Source organism: Citrobacter sp. Cb028 (assembly GCF_030336705.1).
GTDB classification, from domain to species: Bacteria; Pseudomonadota; Gammaproteobacteria; order Enterobacterales; family Enterobacteriaceae; genus Citrobacter; species Citrobacter braakii.
Genome location: NZ_JAOWCZ010000029.1, coordinates 17,210 through 32,559, shown reverse-complemented (window position 1 = coordinate 32,559; position 15,350 = coordinate 17,210). Strand labels below are relative to the sequence as shown.

The 15,350-nt window shown below is 51.6% G+C and carries 13 protein-coding genes; 4 read left to right on the top strand and 9 right to left on the bottom strand.

Features of this window, described 5'->3' with window-relative positions; genetic code table 11:
* Window positions 1–13: 13 nt before the first annotated feature.
* The 3 genes from OGV75_RS06605 to mpl form a co-directional block, all read right to left on the bottom strand.
* Window positions 14–1,336 (bottom strand): 6-phospho-beta-glucosidase, encoded by a 1,323-nt coding sequence (locus OGV75_RS06605; protein WP_115191066.1) that lies wholly within the window; start codon window positions 1,334–1,336, stop codon window positions 14–16.
* Window positions 1,336–2,088, bottom strand: coding sequence for a MurR/RpiR family transcriptional regulator (locus OGV75_RS06600; protein WP_046275824.1), 753 nt, complete (start codon window positions 2,086–2,088; stop codon window positions 1,336–1,338). Before OGV75_RS06600 ends, OGV75_RS06605 begins: the two co-directional genes overlap by 1 nt.
* A gap of 287 nt (window positions 2,089–2,375) precedes the next feature.
* A complete protein-coding gene (gene mpl / locus OGV75_RS06595; RefSeq protein WP_016151460.1) occupies window positions 2,376–3,752 on the bottom strand; it encodes a UDP-N-acetylmuramate:L-alanyl-gamma-D-glutamyl-meso-diaminopimelate ligase in 1,377 nt (458 codons plus the stop codon).
* A gap of 175 nt (window positions 3,753–3,927) precedes the next feature.
* Here mpl and fbp point away from each other — a divergent pair, with 175 nt between their 5' ends.
* On the top strand, window positions 3,928–4,926 hold the full coding sequence (gene fbp, locus OGV75_RS06590) for a class 1 fructose-bisphosphatase (RefSeq protein WP_286480464.1): 999 nt from the start codon (window positions 3,928–3,930) through the stop codon (window positions 4,924–4,926).
* A 52-nt stretch (window positions 4,927–4,978) separates the two neighbouring features.
* Here the strand turns inward: fbp and OGV75_RS06585 are convergent, their stop codons facing one another.
* From OGV75_RS06585 to ytfQ, 5 genes are all read right to left on the bottom strand, one after another.
* On the bottom strand, window positions 4,979–6,091 hold the full coding sequence (locus OGV75_RS06585; protein WP_016155535.1) for a methyl-accepting chemotaxis protein: 1,113 nt from the start codon (window positions 6,089–6,091) through the stop codon (window positions 4,979–4,981).
* Between the two features lie 103 nt (window positions 6,092–6,194).
* Window positions 6,195–7,196, bottom strand: a complete 1,002-nt coding sequence (yjfF, locus tag OGV75_RS06580; RefSeq protein ID WP_094761012.1) for a galactofuranose ABC transporter, permease protein YjfF — start codon at window positions 7,194–7,196, stop codon at window positions 6,195–6,197.
* Window positions 7,183–8,205 (bottom strand): galactofuranose ABC transporter, ATP-binding protein YtfT, encoded by a 1,023-nt coding sequence (gene ytfT / locus OGV75_RS06575; RefSeq protein ID WP_049041877.1) that lies wholly within the window; start codon window positions 8,203–8,205, stop codon window positions 7,183–7,185. Before ytfT ends, yjfF begins: the two co-directional genes overlap by 14 nt.
* Before the next feature lie 13 nt (window positions 8,206–8,218).
* Window positions 8,219–9,721, bottom strand: a complete 1,503-nt coding sequence (gene ytfR / locus OGV75_RS06570; protein WP_046275826.1) for a galactofuranose ABC transporter, ATP-binding protein YtfR — start codon at window positions 9,719–9,721, stop codon at window positions 8,219–8,221.
* Window positions 9,722–9,806: 85 nt separating this feature from the next.
* A complete protein-coding gene (gene ytfQ, locus OGV75_RS06565; RefSeq protein ID WP_286480462.1) occupies window positions 9,807–10,763 on the bottom strand; it encodes a galactofuranose ABC transporter substrate-binding protein YtfQ in 957 nt (318 codons plus the stop codon).
* 309 nt (window positions 10,764–11,072) lie between these two features.
* On the opposite strand from ytfQ, the gene ppa reads away from it, so the two are divergent.
* The 3 genes from ppa to OGV75_RS06550 all read left to right on the top strand — a co-directional run bounded on the left by ppa (window position 11,073) and on the right by OGV75_RS06550 (window position 14,963).
* Window positions 11,073–11,600 (top strand): inorganic diphosphatase, encoded by a 528-nt coding sequence (gene ppa / locus OGV75_RS06560; protein WP_003025726.1) that lies wholly within the window; start codon window positions 11,073–11,075, stop codon window positions 11,598–11,600.
* A 199-nt stretch (window positions 11,601–11,799) separates the two neighbouring features.
* On the top strand, window positions 11,800–12,870 hold the full coding sequence (gene yncE, locus OGV75_RS06555; protein ID WP_016155531.1) for a 7-bladed beta-propeller protein YncE: 1,071 nt from the start codon (window positions 11,800–11,802) through the stop codon (window positions 12,868–12,870).
* An 83-nt stretch (window positions 12,871–12,953) separates the two neighbouring features.
* The gene (locus OGV75_RS06550) at window positions 12,954–14,963 is read left to right on the top strand and encodes a TonB-dependent receptor domain-containing protein (protein WP_016155530.1); all 2,010 of its coding nucleotides are present in this window, start codon (window positions 12,954–12,956) and stop codon (window positions 14,961–14,963) included.
* A gap of 42 nt (window positions 14,964–15,005) precedes the next feature.
* On the opposite strand, the gene OGV75_RS06545 is transcribed toward OGV75_RS06550, so the two are convergent.
* Window positions 15,006–15,350, bottom strand: coding sequence for a gamma-glutamylcyclotransferase family protein (locus tag OGV75_RS06545; RefSeq protein ID WP_016151451.1), 345 nt, complete (start codon window positions 15,348–15,350; stop codon window positions 15,006–15,008).

Here is a 15,350-nt window from a genome sequence, read left to right as displayed (position 1 = left end):
TTTCTTCTCGCTATTAAAGTGATTCAATCTTTTTGGCGAATAAAGGAAGATACTTTTTATTGGCCAGCAGCATCTCTTTGACTAACGCCACGCCCGAAGTGTCGCTTGAGCATAATGGGTTGAAAATAAAGCCTGAAATAAGCGCTTGATAATCGCCGGTGGCGGCGGCTTTGACGATCAGCGCTTCATAGTCTTTCATCATGGAAACAATCCCTTTCGCAGGAGATGGGATCTCACCAGTACAAATTGGAATCGGACCATTACGGGTAATCACACAGTTCACTTCAACTACCGCCTCTTCCGGTAAATTAGTGATCGCACCGCCGTTACGAACGTTGACGGTTTGAATGCTCTTATCGTCGAGGTAAATAGCGCGAATAACGTTCAGCGCGGCGGTGGAATAAAGCGCACCGCCGCGGGCTTCCAGCTCTTTAGGCTTATCCTGAAGCGTAACGTCGCTGTATTTTTTAAACAGTTCGGCTTCGATATTTTTGACGATCTCACCCCGTGATTGCTCGGCTGCTTCCTGCTCGGCCAGCATTTCAGTCGTCTTGAGGTAGTATTTTAAATAGGAAGAGGGGATCAGATTGGTGGCGGCCAGCAGCTCTTTATTAAACTGCTCATTGCTGATGTTTTTAAAGCTCAATGCATCGACGTCAGCGGCGTTGATTATCTCGATGGTTTCACGGGTACGGTCGACGCCGTTATGCAAAATTTTGGTAATAAAGTTCATATGGTTGGAGCCTTTGAACTCGACGTATAAATCCTCTACGTTGGCATTCAGCAGCCCGGCCACCTGATGGGTCATATTGACAGGACCATTGCACAGGCCGATGACCCGATTGTTGTGGCTGTATTTGAGTACCGCTTCTGTCACCATGGAAGCTGGATTGGTGAAGTTAATCAGCCAGGCGTTTGGACAAATCGCCTTCATTTCATTCGCTATTTCAATGATGACCGGAATGGTGCGCAGAGCTTTGAACATCCCGCCCGCGCCGTTGGTTTCCTGGCCAATAAAACCGTATGACTTCGGCAGTTTTTCATCAACGATTCGGGCATCGATACCACCGACGCGCAGTTGAGTCACCACGAAGTCGGCACCCAGCAGCGCTGTTTTGCGGTCAAAAGTTTGGATGACATCAATTGGTAAATTTGCTTTGGCAAGCATTCTTTTGGTGAGATCGAAAATGATGTTCATTTTCTCTTTACCCATTTCAACGTCGACAAAAGCGATGTGAGAGATGGGAAGCTGGTGGTAGTTTTTAATTACACCTTCAATCAGTTCTGGCGTATAGCTGCTACCCGCACCAATCACCACGAGTTTTAGTTTTTTCATTAGTCTTCTACTTTTGAATTAAATTTCAACGACACTTTTCTGACATTGGATAAATGGAAAAGCATAATATCTACGATGGCTATCTGGATCGGATAGCTTATATTTTCGAAAGCAGTATCTTTAATAATGGCGTTTTTGTAGATCAAGACCGCATCGGCCTTAAGCGCCAGCGTAGAGTTTTCCCGGCTGGTAATCGCGGCCACCTTGATGCCGTTTTTTCTGGCATTAAAAATTATCTCTTCCAGCATTTCTGACTCACCGCTGTTGGAAACAATCAGCATACAATCGTTAGCGGTCAGAAAGCGGCTGCGGACATTACAGTTGGTGTAGTCTGTTTCATTGAGGATATTAAAGCCCAGCACCATCAGATTATAGCTAACATAGTTCGCCACGCTATCTGATGTACCGTATCCCCAGGTGATAATCGTATTGCAGTCGGACAAAAAATCACAAAAGACTTTGACTTTATTCTCAGACACTCTGGCTAAAGCATCCTGCATTTCTTGTATATATTCGCTAACAAACGCGTTATGGTGCTGCGAGTTTTGCGATCTGGAGAATACGTCCCGAATGTTGACCTTAAACTCCTGGAAATTATTAAAGCCTAATTTCTTTACCAACTTAGAAATAGATGGCGCGGTAGTATAAACGCGATCTGCCAGTTCATGAATTTTCATTTTATAAACATCAGCAGGGTTCTCCTGACAGAATTTATAAACTCGCAGTTCATTATTGGTTAAATTTTTTCGCATGGAGCGCACCTTTTATTATGTGGCACTTACGCCACATTGGCTCTCGAGGGGATATTAGCAAGGGAAAAGCGGAAATAGATTTTATGATTTAGAAATTAATTTCTGCGATCTGAGTTATAAATTTCCATATGGAGGCTTCCCATTCCGTTGAGAAGTATGGCGTAACCAGAAGGCCGGATGGCAACGGAGATCGTGCTCCTGAGAAAGTGCCGGATAACGGTGTAAACACCTTATCCGGCCCACAACGGATCGTAAGCCCGGTAAGCGTAGCGCCACCGGGCATTTTTTTACTCTTCTTCTGCCTGGGCTTTCTTCGCCAGGCCATCCAGCAGTTTTTGATGGATGCCACCAAACCCGCCGTTACTCATCACCAGGATGTGATCGCCAGGCTGTGCAGTTTTTACCACCATATCTGCCAGCGCATCCACATCGCCGCTCCAGTGCGCAGGCTGAACGCAGGCTTCAGCGACTTCTGCTACCTGCCACGGAATATGCGGGGGTTGCAGCAGGAACACTTCGTCCGCACGCCCTAACGACGGCGCCAGGTCATCTTTGCACAGGCCCATTTTCATGGTGTTCGAGCGTGGTTCCAGCACCGCGATGATGCGCGCCGTGCCACCCACTTTACCGCGCAGCGCCGCAAGCGTTGCCAGAATGGCCGTTGGGTGATGGGCGAAATCGTCATACACCGTCACGCCATTGGCTTCGCCGCGCAGCTCAAGACGACGACGGGCGTTGATGAACGAGCCCAGCGCATTGGCTGCATCCGCAGGCACGACGCCAACATGGCGCGCGGCAGCAATCGCCATCAGACCGTTGTGCATGTTGTGCTCGCCTACCAGGCCCCACTTCACCACGCCAACATTTTCACCGTCCAGCCACACTTCCCATTCGGATGCATCAGTGGTCAGCTTTTTCGCCTGCCAGTGACCTTGTTCACCAACCAGCTCTTGTTCGCTCCAGCAGCCCATCGCCATCGTCTGTTTCAGATTGATGTCGTTTTCCGGGTAGATAATGCGTCCCTGGCCCGGCACGATACGCACCAGGTGGTGGAACTGTTTCTGGATCGCTTTCAGATCGTCAAAGATATCAGCGTGATCGAACTCAAGGTTGTTGAGGATCAGCGTACGCGGGCAGTAATGTACGAATTTAGAACGCTTATCGAAGAAGGCGCAATCGTACTCATCCGCTTCAATAACGAAGAAGTCGCTCTCACCCAGACGCGCGGAAACCTCAAAGTTACCCGGTACGCCGCCGATCACAAAGCCAGGCTTATAGCCGCAGGCTTCGAGGATCCAGGTCGCCATTCCGGCGGTGGTGGTTTTGCCGTGCGTCCCCGCAACCGCCAGTACCCAACGATCGCGCAGTACAAAGTCATGCAGCCACTGCGGGCCGGACATGTACGGAATGTTCTTTTCCAGCACTGCTTCCACACACGGATTACCCCGGGTCATGGCATTACCAATGATCACCAGGTCCGGCTGCGGATCGAGCTGGCTGGCATCGTAACCCTGAATGAGATCAATGCCTTGCTTCTCAAGTAAGGTACTCATCGGCGGATACACATTGGCGTCCGAACCGGTTACTTCATGACCGAGTGAGCGCGCCAGCATCGCCAGACCGCCCATGAAAGTGCCACAAATTCCCAAAATATGAATGCGCATACGTCACTATCCTTTTTTAATCTGGGGGCCATTTTACGCACATGTCCGGCAAGTGAGAAACGCATTTCAGGATATTCCGTAGTTTGCTGGCGCGATTCACCTAAGCGCGGCAATGGAAATATTTGTTAATATTGTTGCGGTCGCTTTACTCCACATAAATTGCAGGGAAAGTGTTATGAAAACGTTAGGTGAATTTATTGTCGAAAAGCAGCACGAGTTTTCTCATGCTACCGGTGAACTCACTGCTTTGTTGTCGGCAATAAAGCTGGGCGCCAAGATCATCCACCGCGATATCAACAAGGCCGGCCTGGTCGATATCCTGGGTGCCAGCGGTGCTGAGAACGTGCAGGGAGAGGTTCAGCAAAAACTCGATCTGTTCGCGAACGAAAAACTGAAAGCTGCACTGAAGGCGCGCGACATTGTGGCGGGCATTGCCTCGGAAGAAGAAGATGAAATCGTCGTCTTTGAAGGCTGTGAACACGCAAAATATGTTGTGCTGATGGATCCTCTGGATGGCTCATCCAACATCGATGTTAACGTCTCTGTCGGTACTATTTTCTCTATTTATCGCCGCGTAACCCCAGTCGGCACGCCGGTCACGGAAGAGGATTTCCTGCAACCAGGCAACAAGCAGGTTGCTGCGGGCTACGTTGTTTATGGTTCTTCCACCATGCTGGTGTATACCACCGGCTGTGGCGTACACGCCTTCACCTACGATCCTTCTCTGGGCGTATTCTGCCTCAGCCAGGAACGTATGCGCTTCCCGGCGAAAGGCAGCACGTACTCCATTAACGAAGGCAACTACATTAAATTCCCGAACGGCGTGAAGAAGTACATTAAATTCTGCCAGGAAGAAGATAAGTCAACTCAGCGCCCGTACACCTCGCGCTACATTGGCTCTCTGGTTGCGGATTTCCATCGTAATCTGCTCAAAGGCGGGATCTACCTGTACCCAAGCACCGCCAGCCACCCGCAAGGGAAGCTGCGTCTGCTGTACGAATGCAATCCGATGGCCTTCCTGGCCGAGCAGGCGGGCGGCAAAGCGAGCGATGGTAAAGATCGCATTCTGGATATCCCCCCGGAAAGCCTGCACCAGCGTCGCTCCTTCTTCGTAGGTAACGACCATATGGTTGAAGATGTAGAACGCTTTATCCGCGAATTCCCGGACGCGTAATACGCTTTGCCGGATGAGACGTGTTAACGCCATCATCCGGCAAATTTATCCCCTACGCCGTTTGTACTTTAAACGCCGCCATTGCTTCGAGCAGGGCATGTGACTGCTCTTCCAGCGAGCGGGTAGCCGCTGAAGACTGCTGTACCAGCGCCGCATTTTGCTGCGCCGTTTCATCCATCTGAATCACCGCGATATTCACCTGCTCAATACCGCGACTCTGTTCCTGCGACGCGCTGGCAATTTCACGCATCAGTTTGGTCATGCGCATCACTTCATTGGCAATCTCATCCATGGTTTCGCCCGCCTGCTGCGCCAGTTCGCTGCCTTCTCCCACGTGGGTGTGTGAATCGCTGATTAACGTGCGGATCTCTTTTGCCGCCTCGGCGCTGCGGCTGGCCAGATTACGCACTTCACCCGCAACGACCGCAAAGCCCCGCCCTTGCTCACCGGCACGTGCCGCTTCAACAGAAGCATTGAGCGCCAGGATATTGGTCTGGAAAGCAATACCGTCGATTACGCTGAGGATGTCGGCGATTCGGCTGGAACTGCCGGAAATATCGCGCATTTTCTCAATCACATAGCACACCATCTCACTGCCGCGATCGGCGGTATCCGACACCGATTTTGCCAACTGGTGTGCCTGTTCCGCGTTCTGCGCATTCTGTTTCACGGTCGCCGTGAGTTCTTCCATACTGGCGGCGGTCTGCTCCAGCGAAGTGGCTGTCGATTCAGTACGTTGTGCCAGATGCTGGTTCCCGGCCGTCAGCTCACGGCTACCAATATCAATTTGTAAACTGGCATCGCGGACACGCTGTACCGAGTCGCCCAGCGCATGGCGCATTTCATCCATTGCCGCGTTCAGACGGTTGAATTCGGCGCTGGCCGACAGCGCGGTAACCGGCGACAAATCCCCCGTCGCCAGGCGTTCCAGTTGCTCAACCATATTATCCAGCGGCTTGAGAAACTTATTTCGCAACATGAACCAAATCACCGCCAGCAACGCGAGGGCAGCCAACATCGAGGCACTCATAATACCGTGGTAAATCAACGAAGTAATGATACGGGTAGAGGCATATAGCCCCATACCGCCGGTCAGCAACAGAAGGAACGTCAGCAGAGACAATAACACCAACAAACTTGATCGAATTGAAAGGGATTTTGGCATCGTTATATTTCCGGTTGTAGGGTTAAAACAGACCTGTACAGAACCTATCGACTACAACCGGAAAAAGTTTAGGTATTTAAATGTTTAGTGAAAAATCAGGATGTTACTTTGGTGTTGCCGCCATCCCCACTCTGGTTACTGGCGAGCTTTGACGATTTTCCCAAAGTACCGTCAGGCCGCGCTGTAAGGCAATAAAAATAAACAATAAAATGCCAATCGCGATCTTCGTCCACCAGGAACTTAATGTGCCATCAAAATTAATGTAGGTCTGGATCAACCCCTGAATGGCGACACCAAACAACGTTCCTAACACCGTACCGACCCCACCGCTCAACAGGGTTCCGCCAATCACGACTGAGGCAATCGCATCCAGCTCAACGCCGACGCCCGCCAGCGCATAACCCGCCTGGGTGTAAATTGAAAAGACAATGCCGGCAAGCGTCGCAAGCCCGGTCGACAGCATATAGATACGGATGGTCGTGCTGCGGGTTGAGATCCCCATCAGGTTGGCAGAGGTGGCGTTTCCGCCAATTGCGTAAACCTGATTACCAAAGCGCGTACGGTGCGCCAGGAATATGCCAATGACGACTACCGCCAGCATCAGCAATCCCATTGCACTCAGGCGACCGCCGCCGGGAATTTTCCATGCCAGGCTTGAGAGCATGTCATAAACCGGATGGTTAATTGGGATCGACTCTTCAGACACCAGATAGCTGACACCGCGCAGGAAGAACATTCCCGCCAGGGTAATAATGAATGCCGGGATCTTCAGCGCATCAATCAGTAACCCCATAAACGCGCCAAACGCACAGCCCATCAGCAGAATCAGGGGAAACGCCAGCAGCGGAGATATACCCCAGTAGCCAATGGCCTTCGCCAGAAATACGCCGGTAAACGCGATCACCGAGCCAACGGACAGGTCGATCCCGCCAGAGAGAATCACGAAGGTCATGCCCACGGCGATGATGCCCAGAAAAGCGTTATCGGTCAGGATATTGCAGATAACTCTGGTTGAAGCAAAAGCCGGAAACTGTGTCAGGCAGTAAAGGTAACCCAGTACAAATACGCCGAGGGTGATCATCAGCGGTAAATTACGTTTTATCATGACCACGCACTCCTTTTATCAGGCTGATAAAGCGTTGTGATTGCACGACCAGCACACACAACACCACCACGGCTTTGACCACCTGATTTAATTCTGGCTGGAAGCCCGACAGTAAAATCCCGGTGTTCATGCCCTGAATAATCAATGCCCCGATCACCGACAGCAGCAGATTAAAGCGCCCGCCCATCAGCGAGCCGCCGCCGATGACTACCGCCAGGATGGCATCCAGTTCCAGCCACAATCCGGCGTTATTGGCATCTGCCCCGCGGATATCCGCCGTGACGATAATGCCGGCGATAGCCGCACACAGACCGCTCAGCACATAGGTGAGCATCACGATAATGCGCGTGTTCACCCCGGCGTTTTTTGCCGCACGAATGTTGATGCCTACCGCTTCAATAAACATCCCCAGCGCCGTTTTACGCGTCAGTAACCAGAACACCACCAGCGTTAGCAGGGCAATGATCACTGGCGTGGGGAACAGTAAGAGCGAGCCGCTGCCAAACCACGACAGTTCGGGCGAATTGAAGGTGACGATCTGCCCAGAGGTGATAAGCTGCGCCACTCCGCGCCCGGCCACCATCAGGATTAGCGTGGCAACGAACGGTTGGATTTTGAGGATTGCCACCAGAATCCCGTTCCATAACCCTGCCAGAATGCCGGAGCCTAAGGCGGCAAGCAGCACCACCGGCAAACTGTGCCCGGCCACCGTCATCGCCGCGGTGGTGGCACCGGCAATAGCCATGACGGCGCCTACGGAAAGGTCGATGCCGCCGGTGGCAATCACCAGCGTCATGCCAATCGCTAACAGCGCCACGGGGGCGGCACGGTTGAGAATATCAATCGGGCTACCGAACAGCCGACCATCTTGCAAAATCACCTGATAAAAGTGCGGCGCGACCAGGCTATCAACCAGCAGCACCAGCAGTAGCGCCACCAGTTGTGGCATGCCCTTTGGCCAGCGGAATCGCCGTTGCGGCGGAGTGGATTGAGGGAGAGATTGAGGCATCACCATAGTCTCCTTAGGCCGCAATGGCGTTCATGATCGCCGGTACGGACAATTCAGCCAGCGGGATCTCGGCCACCTGTTTGCGATCGCGCATAATAATGACCCGATCGGCATAGCCCACTAACTCTTCCAGTTCGGATGAAATCACCAGCAGCGCCAGACCATCCGCGCACAGCGTTTCGATCAGGCGGATGATCTCGGCATGCGCGCCGACGTCGATCCCACGCGTAGGTTCATCGAGGATCAGGAATTGCGGTTTGGTCAGTAACCAGCGCGAGAGCAATACTTTTTGCTGATTGCCGCCGGAGAGGAATTCGATCGGCTGTTCAGCGTTGGGGGTGCGAATTCCGAGCTGGCGGATAAAACGCTCGGCAATCTCATTTTGTTCTTTCCGCGGAATAGGCCGCAGCCAGCCACGCTGCGCCTGTAATGCCAGAATGATGTTTTCCCGCACCGAGGCGGCGGCGATAATACCATCCGTTTTGCGATCCTCCGGACAGAAGCCGATCCCCAGACACGAAGCCTGATGCGGCGATCGCAAGGTCTGCGCTTTGCCTTTGATCAGCGCACTGCCGCTGTCGGCGGGTTTAATACCGAAGATCACCTCCGCCGTTTCCGTTCGCCCGGATCCCAGCAGTCCAGCGAGACCGACGATCTCACCAGGACGCACCTGAAGATCAAACGGCGCGATGGTGCCTTTCTTGCCAAAGTCGCTAAAGGCCGCCACTGGTTTATCACTCAGCAGCGTACGGCCCGCACGCTGTAGCGCATGGGTATCCAGTTCGCGACCCAGCATCATTTTGACCAGTTCGATCTGTGGCAGTTCGCGGGTTTCACGGCAGCCAACGAAGCCGCCGTTACGCAGAACGGTAATGCGATCGCTGACCTGATAGACCTGATCGAGGAAATGGGTAACGAAGATCAGACTGACGCCCCGATCGCGCAGATGCCGCATCAGGCCGAACAGCATTTCTACCTCCTGGGTATCAAGACTGGCGGTGGGCTCATCGAGGATCAGCACTTTCGCGGAGAGATCGATCGCCCGACAGATAGCGACGATCTGCTGCATCGCCACGGAAAAGCGGTTCAGCGGCTCGCGCACGTCGAGGGAAAAACCGTATGACGCCATCAACTCCGTCGCGCGTTTTTCCATCTGCTTGCGCAGCAGCAGGCCAAAACGCCGCGGTTCACGGCCAATAAACAAGTTATCCGCTACCGACATATTGGGCAGCAGATTCACTTCCTGATACACGGTACCGATCCCCAACTGCTGGGCATGGGCGGTATTTTTGGGGGAGATAGGCTGGCCTTCGAGCCAGATCGTGCCGCGATCGGCATGGTAAACGCCGGTCAGCGCTTTGATCAGCGTCGATTTACCGGCTCCGTTTTCTCCCAGCAGCGCCATAATCTCACCGCGACGCAAGCTGAAATCCACGTTATCCAGCGCTTTGACGCCGGGAAAGAATTTGCTTAATCCTTCGGTGCGGAGGATTTCCTGATGAGGGTCGGTGGTCATAGCATTCCTCCGGTACGAAATCACGGCCTTTTCGTAGGCCTGATAAGCGCAACGCCATCAGGCCTACGGAAGACCGGCAGCAAAACTAGTAGCCCATGTTTTTCTTCTTCTCTAACTCTTCTTTCGCGGTATCCGGCAGATAGAGGATCGACTTGGTAATGGTCAGCTTTTCAGACATCGTGCCGTCTTTTTTGAATTTCTCCAGCGCGTCGAATGCCGGGCCTGCCATATTCGGCGTCAGCTCGACGCTGGCGTTGGCTTCACCGTCAATCATTGCTTTGTAGATATCCGGTACGCCATCGATGGAACCGGTCAGAATATCTTTGCCGGGTTTCAGGCCCGCTTCTTTAATCGCCTGGATTGCCCCGATCACCATGTCATCGTTGTGGGCGTAAACCATGCAGATGTTCTTGCCATTGTTTTCCGCTTTGATAAAGCTCTCCATCACTTCTTTCCCTTTACTGCGGGTGAAGTCGCCGGACTGTGAGCGGATAATCTTAATGTTTGGCGCGCTGGCGATGGCTTCAGCAAACCCTTTTTTACGATCGATGGCCACGCTGGCCCCGACGGTCCCTTGCAGCTCAACGACGTTACACGGCTTGCCGTTCACCTGTTTAATCAACCAGTCGCCGATCAATTTACCTTCCAGCACGTTGTCGGCGGTGACCGTGGTCATATAGAGAGATTTGTCTTTTACATCGATGGAACGATCGAGCAAAAAGACCGGAATGTCGGCATCTTTAGCTTCTTTTAAAACCGGTTCCCAACCCGTTGCCACGACCGGCGCAATAAAGATGGCGTCAACGCCCTGCGCAACAAATGAGCGAACTGCTTTAATCTGGTTTTCCTGCTTTTGCTGGCCGTCAGCGATTTTCAGCGTAATACCACGCTTTTCAGCCTCGCTTTTCGCAACGTTGGTTTCTGCGGCGCGCCAGCCGGATTCAGAGCCAACTTGCGAAAATCCTACGGTTAAAGGGGCTGCCATTGCCATAGACGACATGGCTGCCGAAACTGCTGTGACTAAAAGTAAGCGCTTCCACATAAGTGCGTCCTCGTAGGGTGATTATTGTTGGTTAATAAACCGTCGCGAAAAAACTATAGACAATTGAGCATGTAACGAATTGCGTTACATCACACTTCAAAAAAGTAAATAAAACGTTAATCACAACTTTGTAATCGCTTTCATCCCGCTATGAAAAATGCGGCTGAAGATATGGATTTTTCTGTCACGAGAGAGGGGTAAAAAGAAGAAAATGAGCGCAGAGAAAGCGAAAACAAGCGGAGACATTCAGCGCGAGTTGGCTATAATACCCGCCACTTGTTTGCCATAGCTTATTTAAAGGAAACAGACATGAGCTTACTCAACGTCCCTGCCGGTAAAGACCTGCCGGAAGATATCTACGTTGTTATCGAGATCCCTGCCAACGCAGATCCGATCAAATACGAAGTTGACAAAGAGAGCGGCGCCCTGTTCGTTGACCGCTTCATGTCCACCGCGATGTTCTATCCGTGCAACTACGGTTACATCAACCACACCCTGTCTCTGGACGGTGACCCGGTAGACGTTCTTGTCCCGACTCCGTACCCGCTGGAGCCAGGTTCAGTGATCCGCTGCCGTCCGGTTGGCGTACTGAAAATGACTGACGAATCCGGTGAAGATGCGAAACTGGTTGCGGTTCCGCACACTAAGCTGAGCAAAGAATACGATCACATCAAAGATGTGACCGACCTGCCGGAACTGCTGAAAGCGCAGATCACCCACTTCTTCGAACACTACAAAGATCTCGAAGCGGGCAAATGGGTGAAAGTTGACGGTTGGGACAACGCTGAAGCCGCTAAAGCTGAAATCGTTGCTTCTTTCGAGCGCGCGAAGAAGTAAGTTCGCGTTAGCTTAAAACCCTGAACGCCAGTCTCTGGTTAGTAAGGGTTTTTAAATTTCTACGTTCTACCACCTCTCCCCTTCGCTGTTTTCTTTTTGACCTACCAGAATGGGTAGTCACATTTCATTTATCTTAATTGCGAATGATATTAGATCTCATTATCATTCTCAGCATGTAAATAAATGTGAATAAAAGTCAATGAACCTCCACAATGTGAAGTCCCTGAAACGCTATTCCTGCGTGGCACTCGCCACAGCGCTGTTATTTACCAGCCTGTCCAGCGTGGCGCAGACGCTACCTGAGAAAGATTTTCTGACCCGCGATGTCGGTAACGGCGTGTATGAACTGGCGGTAGATAGCCAGCAGAATGCACTTTTTGTCGCCTCGTCGCCGTCGTTTGATAAAGATAAAACCAGCGGGCTTATCTATAAACTCGATCTGGAGAAACTCACGACGACTGAAGTCATCGACACCAGTCGTCGTGCCTTTGCCACCGCGCTGGATGAAGAAAACCAGGTGCTGTATGTCGGCAACACGCTGGAAGGTTCAGTAACGCTAGTCGATACCCGCAGCGGTAAAGAGCTGGCGATACTGCAACTGAGCGAAGCCAAAAACCCGAAAGATATTGTTCATACGCGTGAAATGGTGCTCGATAAACAGCACCACCGTCTGTACGTTTCCGGCGTGGCTGAAAAGGGCATAGTCTGGGTGGTGGACACACAAAAGCGCGAGAAAATCGCCACCCTCGAGAACATGGGCCAGTACCCGACCGGCATGGCCGTGGATGCAAATAAGAACCGCCTGTATGTTGTGAATGGCCGAAACGAACTTATTACGCTGGATACCACCAACCATCAAATTATTAATCGCTTTACCATTGAGCCAGATAAAAAACATTTTTTCCTGAATATTGCCCTGGATGCAAAAAATAACCGCGCATTCCTGACCGATCCGGATTTAGCGGACGTACTGGTTGTTGATCTTAATACCGGTAAGGTTATTGCACCAATTAAGGTTATTAACTCGCTGGCAGTGATATATAACGAAAAACGCCAGGAAGTTTATATCACCCACCGTAATGCTAAACGCATCAGCATTGTGAACAGCAAGACCTACCAGGTAAAACAAAGCATTGAAACCAATGCATTACCTAACAGCCTGGCGCTCTCGGCAGATGCTAACACCCTGTACGTCAGCGTCAAACAGTCGGAAAAAATGACAGGTGTGAAGCCCGACTACGTGCTGAAAATCGATCTCTCTAAATATTAATAATTAAAAAATTATCTGCACCTTGCAGCTTTTTTGGGCTGCAAGGTGATGTTTTTATTTTTTACTTTTCAGGTGTCTATATTATGAAAACGCGTCAACTTATTACGCTGACAGGGATCGTTGCATTCTCAGGCGGTGTTATTTTCCCCACCCAGGCAGAAGAACTCACCGAGACCTCACGCACTAGCGAAGATGAAATGGTGATCACCGCATCCGGATTCTCGCAGCAAAAACGCGAAGCGCCGGCCACTATTTCAGTTATCGATCGTAACACGCTGGATATTCAGCCGGACCGTAGCATCGGTGAAGCCATTAAAAACCTTCCCGGCGTCTCGGTCACCAACAGCAGTGGCATGAACGCCGGTAGCATTATGATCCGCGGCATGGACCCGTCCTATACCGCTTTTATGGTCAACAGCGTCAAACAAAATACCGGTGAATCTCGTCCTTACGGACATGATATTGGTACTGAAGCCAACTTCTTACCGCCAATGGAGGCCATTGAGCGTATCGAAGTTATCCGTGGGCCGATGTCCTCGCTGTACGGCTCAGACGCCATCGGCGGTGTGGTTAACGTCATTACCAAAAAACCGTACGGCGCAAAAGAGTGGACCACGGCAATTGCTGCCAATACCTGGCTGCAGGAACACCAGTATTTAGGTAATACCAGCCAGATGAATTTGTTTACCATGGGGCCGATTGTGCCCGATGTTCTCGGCCTTAGCGTGGCGGCCGACTGGCTTGACCGTCGCGATGACGATCGCAATAACTATTTTGGCAAACACAATCGTAAATCCGTTGATATGACATTGGGCCTGGCCGCCAGCGAGAATAACCTGTTCGATCTCAACGTGGTCACCGGTGAGCAGGAAAAAAACCGTACCCAGAAACGCGGTGCGCCGTGGTCATGGCTGTTCGATCGTAACGCCGCCACCCTGACGCATACCGGCTGGTATGCAGACGACACCATCGCGACGACCAACTACATAAACTATGAAAAAGGCCGTTCGAAGTATGTTTATGACGGACAGTCCCCGCAGTATGTGCAGATGGAGAACTACGTCGCCAATTCGCAAACCACTTTCACGCTCGACACCCATAAACTGACCGTTGGGGCGAATTTCACGCGCGAAGAGCTGAATGACCGCTTTGATGTGGCCAACAAAACGCTGCCCGGATCTGACCCGGTGACCAAAATCAGCCGTAACGGTTGGGCATTGTTTGCTGAAGACGGTTGGAGCATTGGCGATTTCATCCTGACCACGTCAGCGAGGATGGACCAGGATGACAATTTTGGCACACATATTACGCCGAAAATGTACGGTAACTGGGCCTTTAGCAATGACTGGGCGCTGAAAGGCGGCGTTTCCGCAGGCTATAAAAAACCGGAGCTGCGCGCGACGTCCAGCAACTTCGTAACCCCTTACGGCTCAACCGTACCTTATCCCTTCCTCACCGTTGGTAACGACGACCTGAAACCTGAACAAAGCGTTAACTCTGAACTGGGCCTCTACTGGACGGGAGATGCGCTATCGCTCGACAGCACCGTCTTCTATACGCAGTTCAAAGACAAAATTGCTGAACAAACTATTTGTGAAACCACGTCGACGAACCAGTGCTCCGTCAACGGCTACAACGCGGATTCCGTCAGTAAATACTTCAACGTCAGCGAGGCGGATGTATACGGTATAGAACTGAATGCCGACTGGCAGATTACCGCCGATGTAAAAGCCAACGCTAACTACACCTGGAACCACAGCGAACAAAAAAGCGGCGTTAACAAAGGCTACGCGCTAAACGATTATCCGCGCCATATGGCGAATCTGTCGCTGAACTGGGCGGCAACGCAAAGCCTGGACGTATGGAGTACGGTGAATTATCGCAGCAGTAACCGCAACAGCGGCAATAACTATAAATATGATGACTACACGATGGTGGACGTAGGCGTACGTTATCAGCTCAATAAGCACACGCAACTGATGGCTGGGGTCTACAACGTGCTGGATGAGGATCCGAAACTGACAACCGCGTGGAACGAATCCGCACAGGTGGAAGGACGCCGCTATAACCTCGGCGCGCGCGTGGAGTTTTAAATCCAGAATAAAACAACGCCACCCGAGGGTGGCGTGTTCATATCAGTACTGGTCTCGGTCTAACCAGTTACCGCTTTCAATCAGCGTTAAGCCATCAACCGGACGTTGGTACACGTACATCCATGCACTTCCGTACGGCGTTTGAATTAACTGGCGTGCGTATTCACCGCCACGGGTACGCAGAGCGTCAAGCTCTGCCAGCGTGGCGTTATCAATACGATAAACTTCCCCGTGTACTGTTCCCTCTCCTGGAACGGCGCCTGGATAGTGGCCCAGGCTATACAACTGGTAGTTGTCGATACTGAAATTTCCCAGCAACAGGGCATTGGTCATCCAGTGGCTGTTGCCTTGTTTGGTTCGTAAACTGCCGTAGACAAATATTCGCAT

Excerpts from the sequence above, each read along its gene's own strand:
- mpl (WP_016151460.1), bottom strand. The coding sequence starts at position 3,752 with ATGCGCATTCATATTTTGGGAATTTGTGGCACTTTCATGGGCGGTCTG.
- yncE (WP_016155531.1), top strand. The coding sequence starts at position 11,800 with ATGAACCTCCACAATGTGAAGTCCCTGAAACGCTATTCCTGCGTGGCA.
- OGV75_RS06545 (WP_016151451.1), bottom strand. The coding sequence starts at position 15,350 with ATGCGAATATTTGTCTACGGCAGTTTACGAACCAAACAAGGCAACAGC.
- fbp (WP_286480464.1), top strand. The coding sequence starts at position 3,928 with ATGAAAACGTTAGGTGAATTTATTGTCGAAAAGCAGCACGAGTTTTCT.
- ytfR (WP_046275826.1), bottom strand. The coding sequence starts at position 9,721 with ATGACCACCGACCCTCATCAGGAAATCCTCCGCACCGAAGGATTAAGC.
- ytfT (WP_049041877.1), bottom strand. The coding sequence starts at position 8,205 with ATGCCTCAATCTCTCCCTCAATCCACTCCGCCGCAACGGCGATTCCGC.
- OGV75_RS06585 (WP_016155535.1), bottom strand. The coding sequence starts at position 6,091 with ATGCCAAAATCCCTTTCAATTCGATCAAGTTTGTTGGTGTTATTGTCT.
- ppa (WP_003025726.1), top strand. The coding sequence starts at position 11,073 with ATGAGCTTACTCAACGTCCCTGCCGGTAAAGACCTGCCGGAAGATATC.
- OGV75_RS06605 (WP_115191066.1), bottom strand. The coding sequence starts at position 1,336 with ATGAAAAAACTAAAACTCGTGGTGATTGGTGCGGGTAGCAGCTATACG.
- OGV75_RS06550 (WP_016155530.1), top strand. The coding sequence starts at position 12,954 with ATGAAAACGCGTCAACTTATTACGCTGACAGGGATCGTTGCATTCTCA.
- ytfQ (WP_286480462.1), bottom strand. The coding sequence starts at position 10,763 with ATGTGGAAGCGCTTACTTTTAGTCACAGCAGTTTCGGCAGCCATGTCG.
- yjfF (WP_094761012.1), bottom strand. The coding sequence starts at position 7,196 with ATGATAAAACGTAATTTACCGCTGATGATCACCCTCGGCGTATTTGTA.
- OGV75_RS06600 (WP_046275824.1), bottom strand. The coding sequence starts at position 2,088 with ATGCGAAAAAATTTAACCAATAATGAACTGCGAGTTTATAAATTCTGT.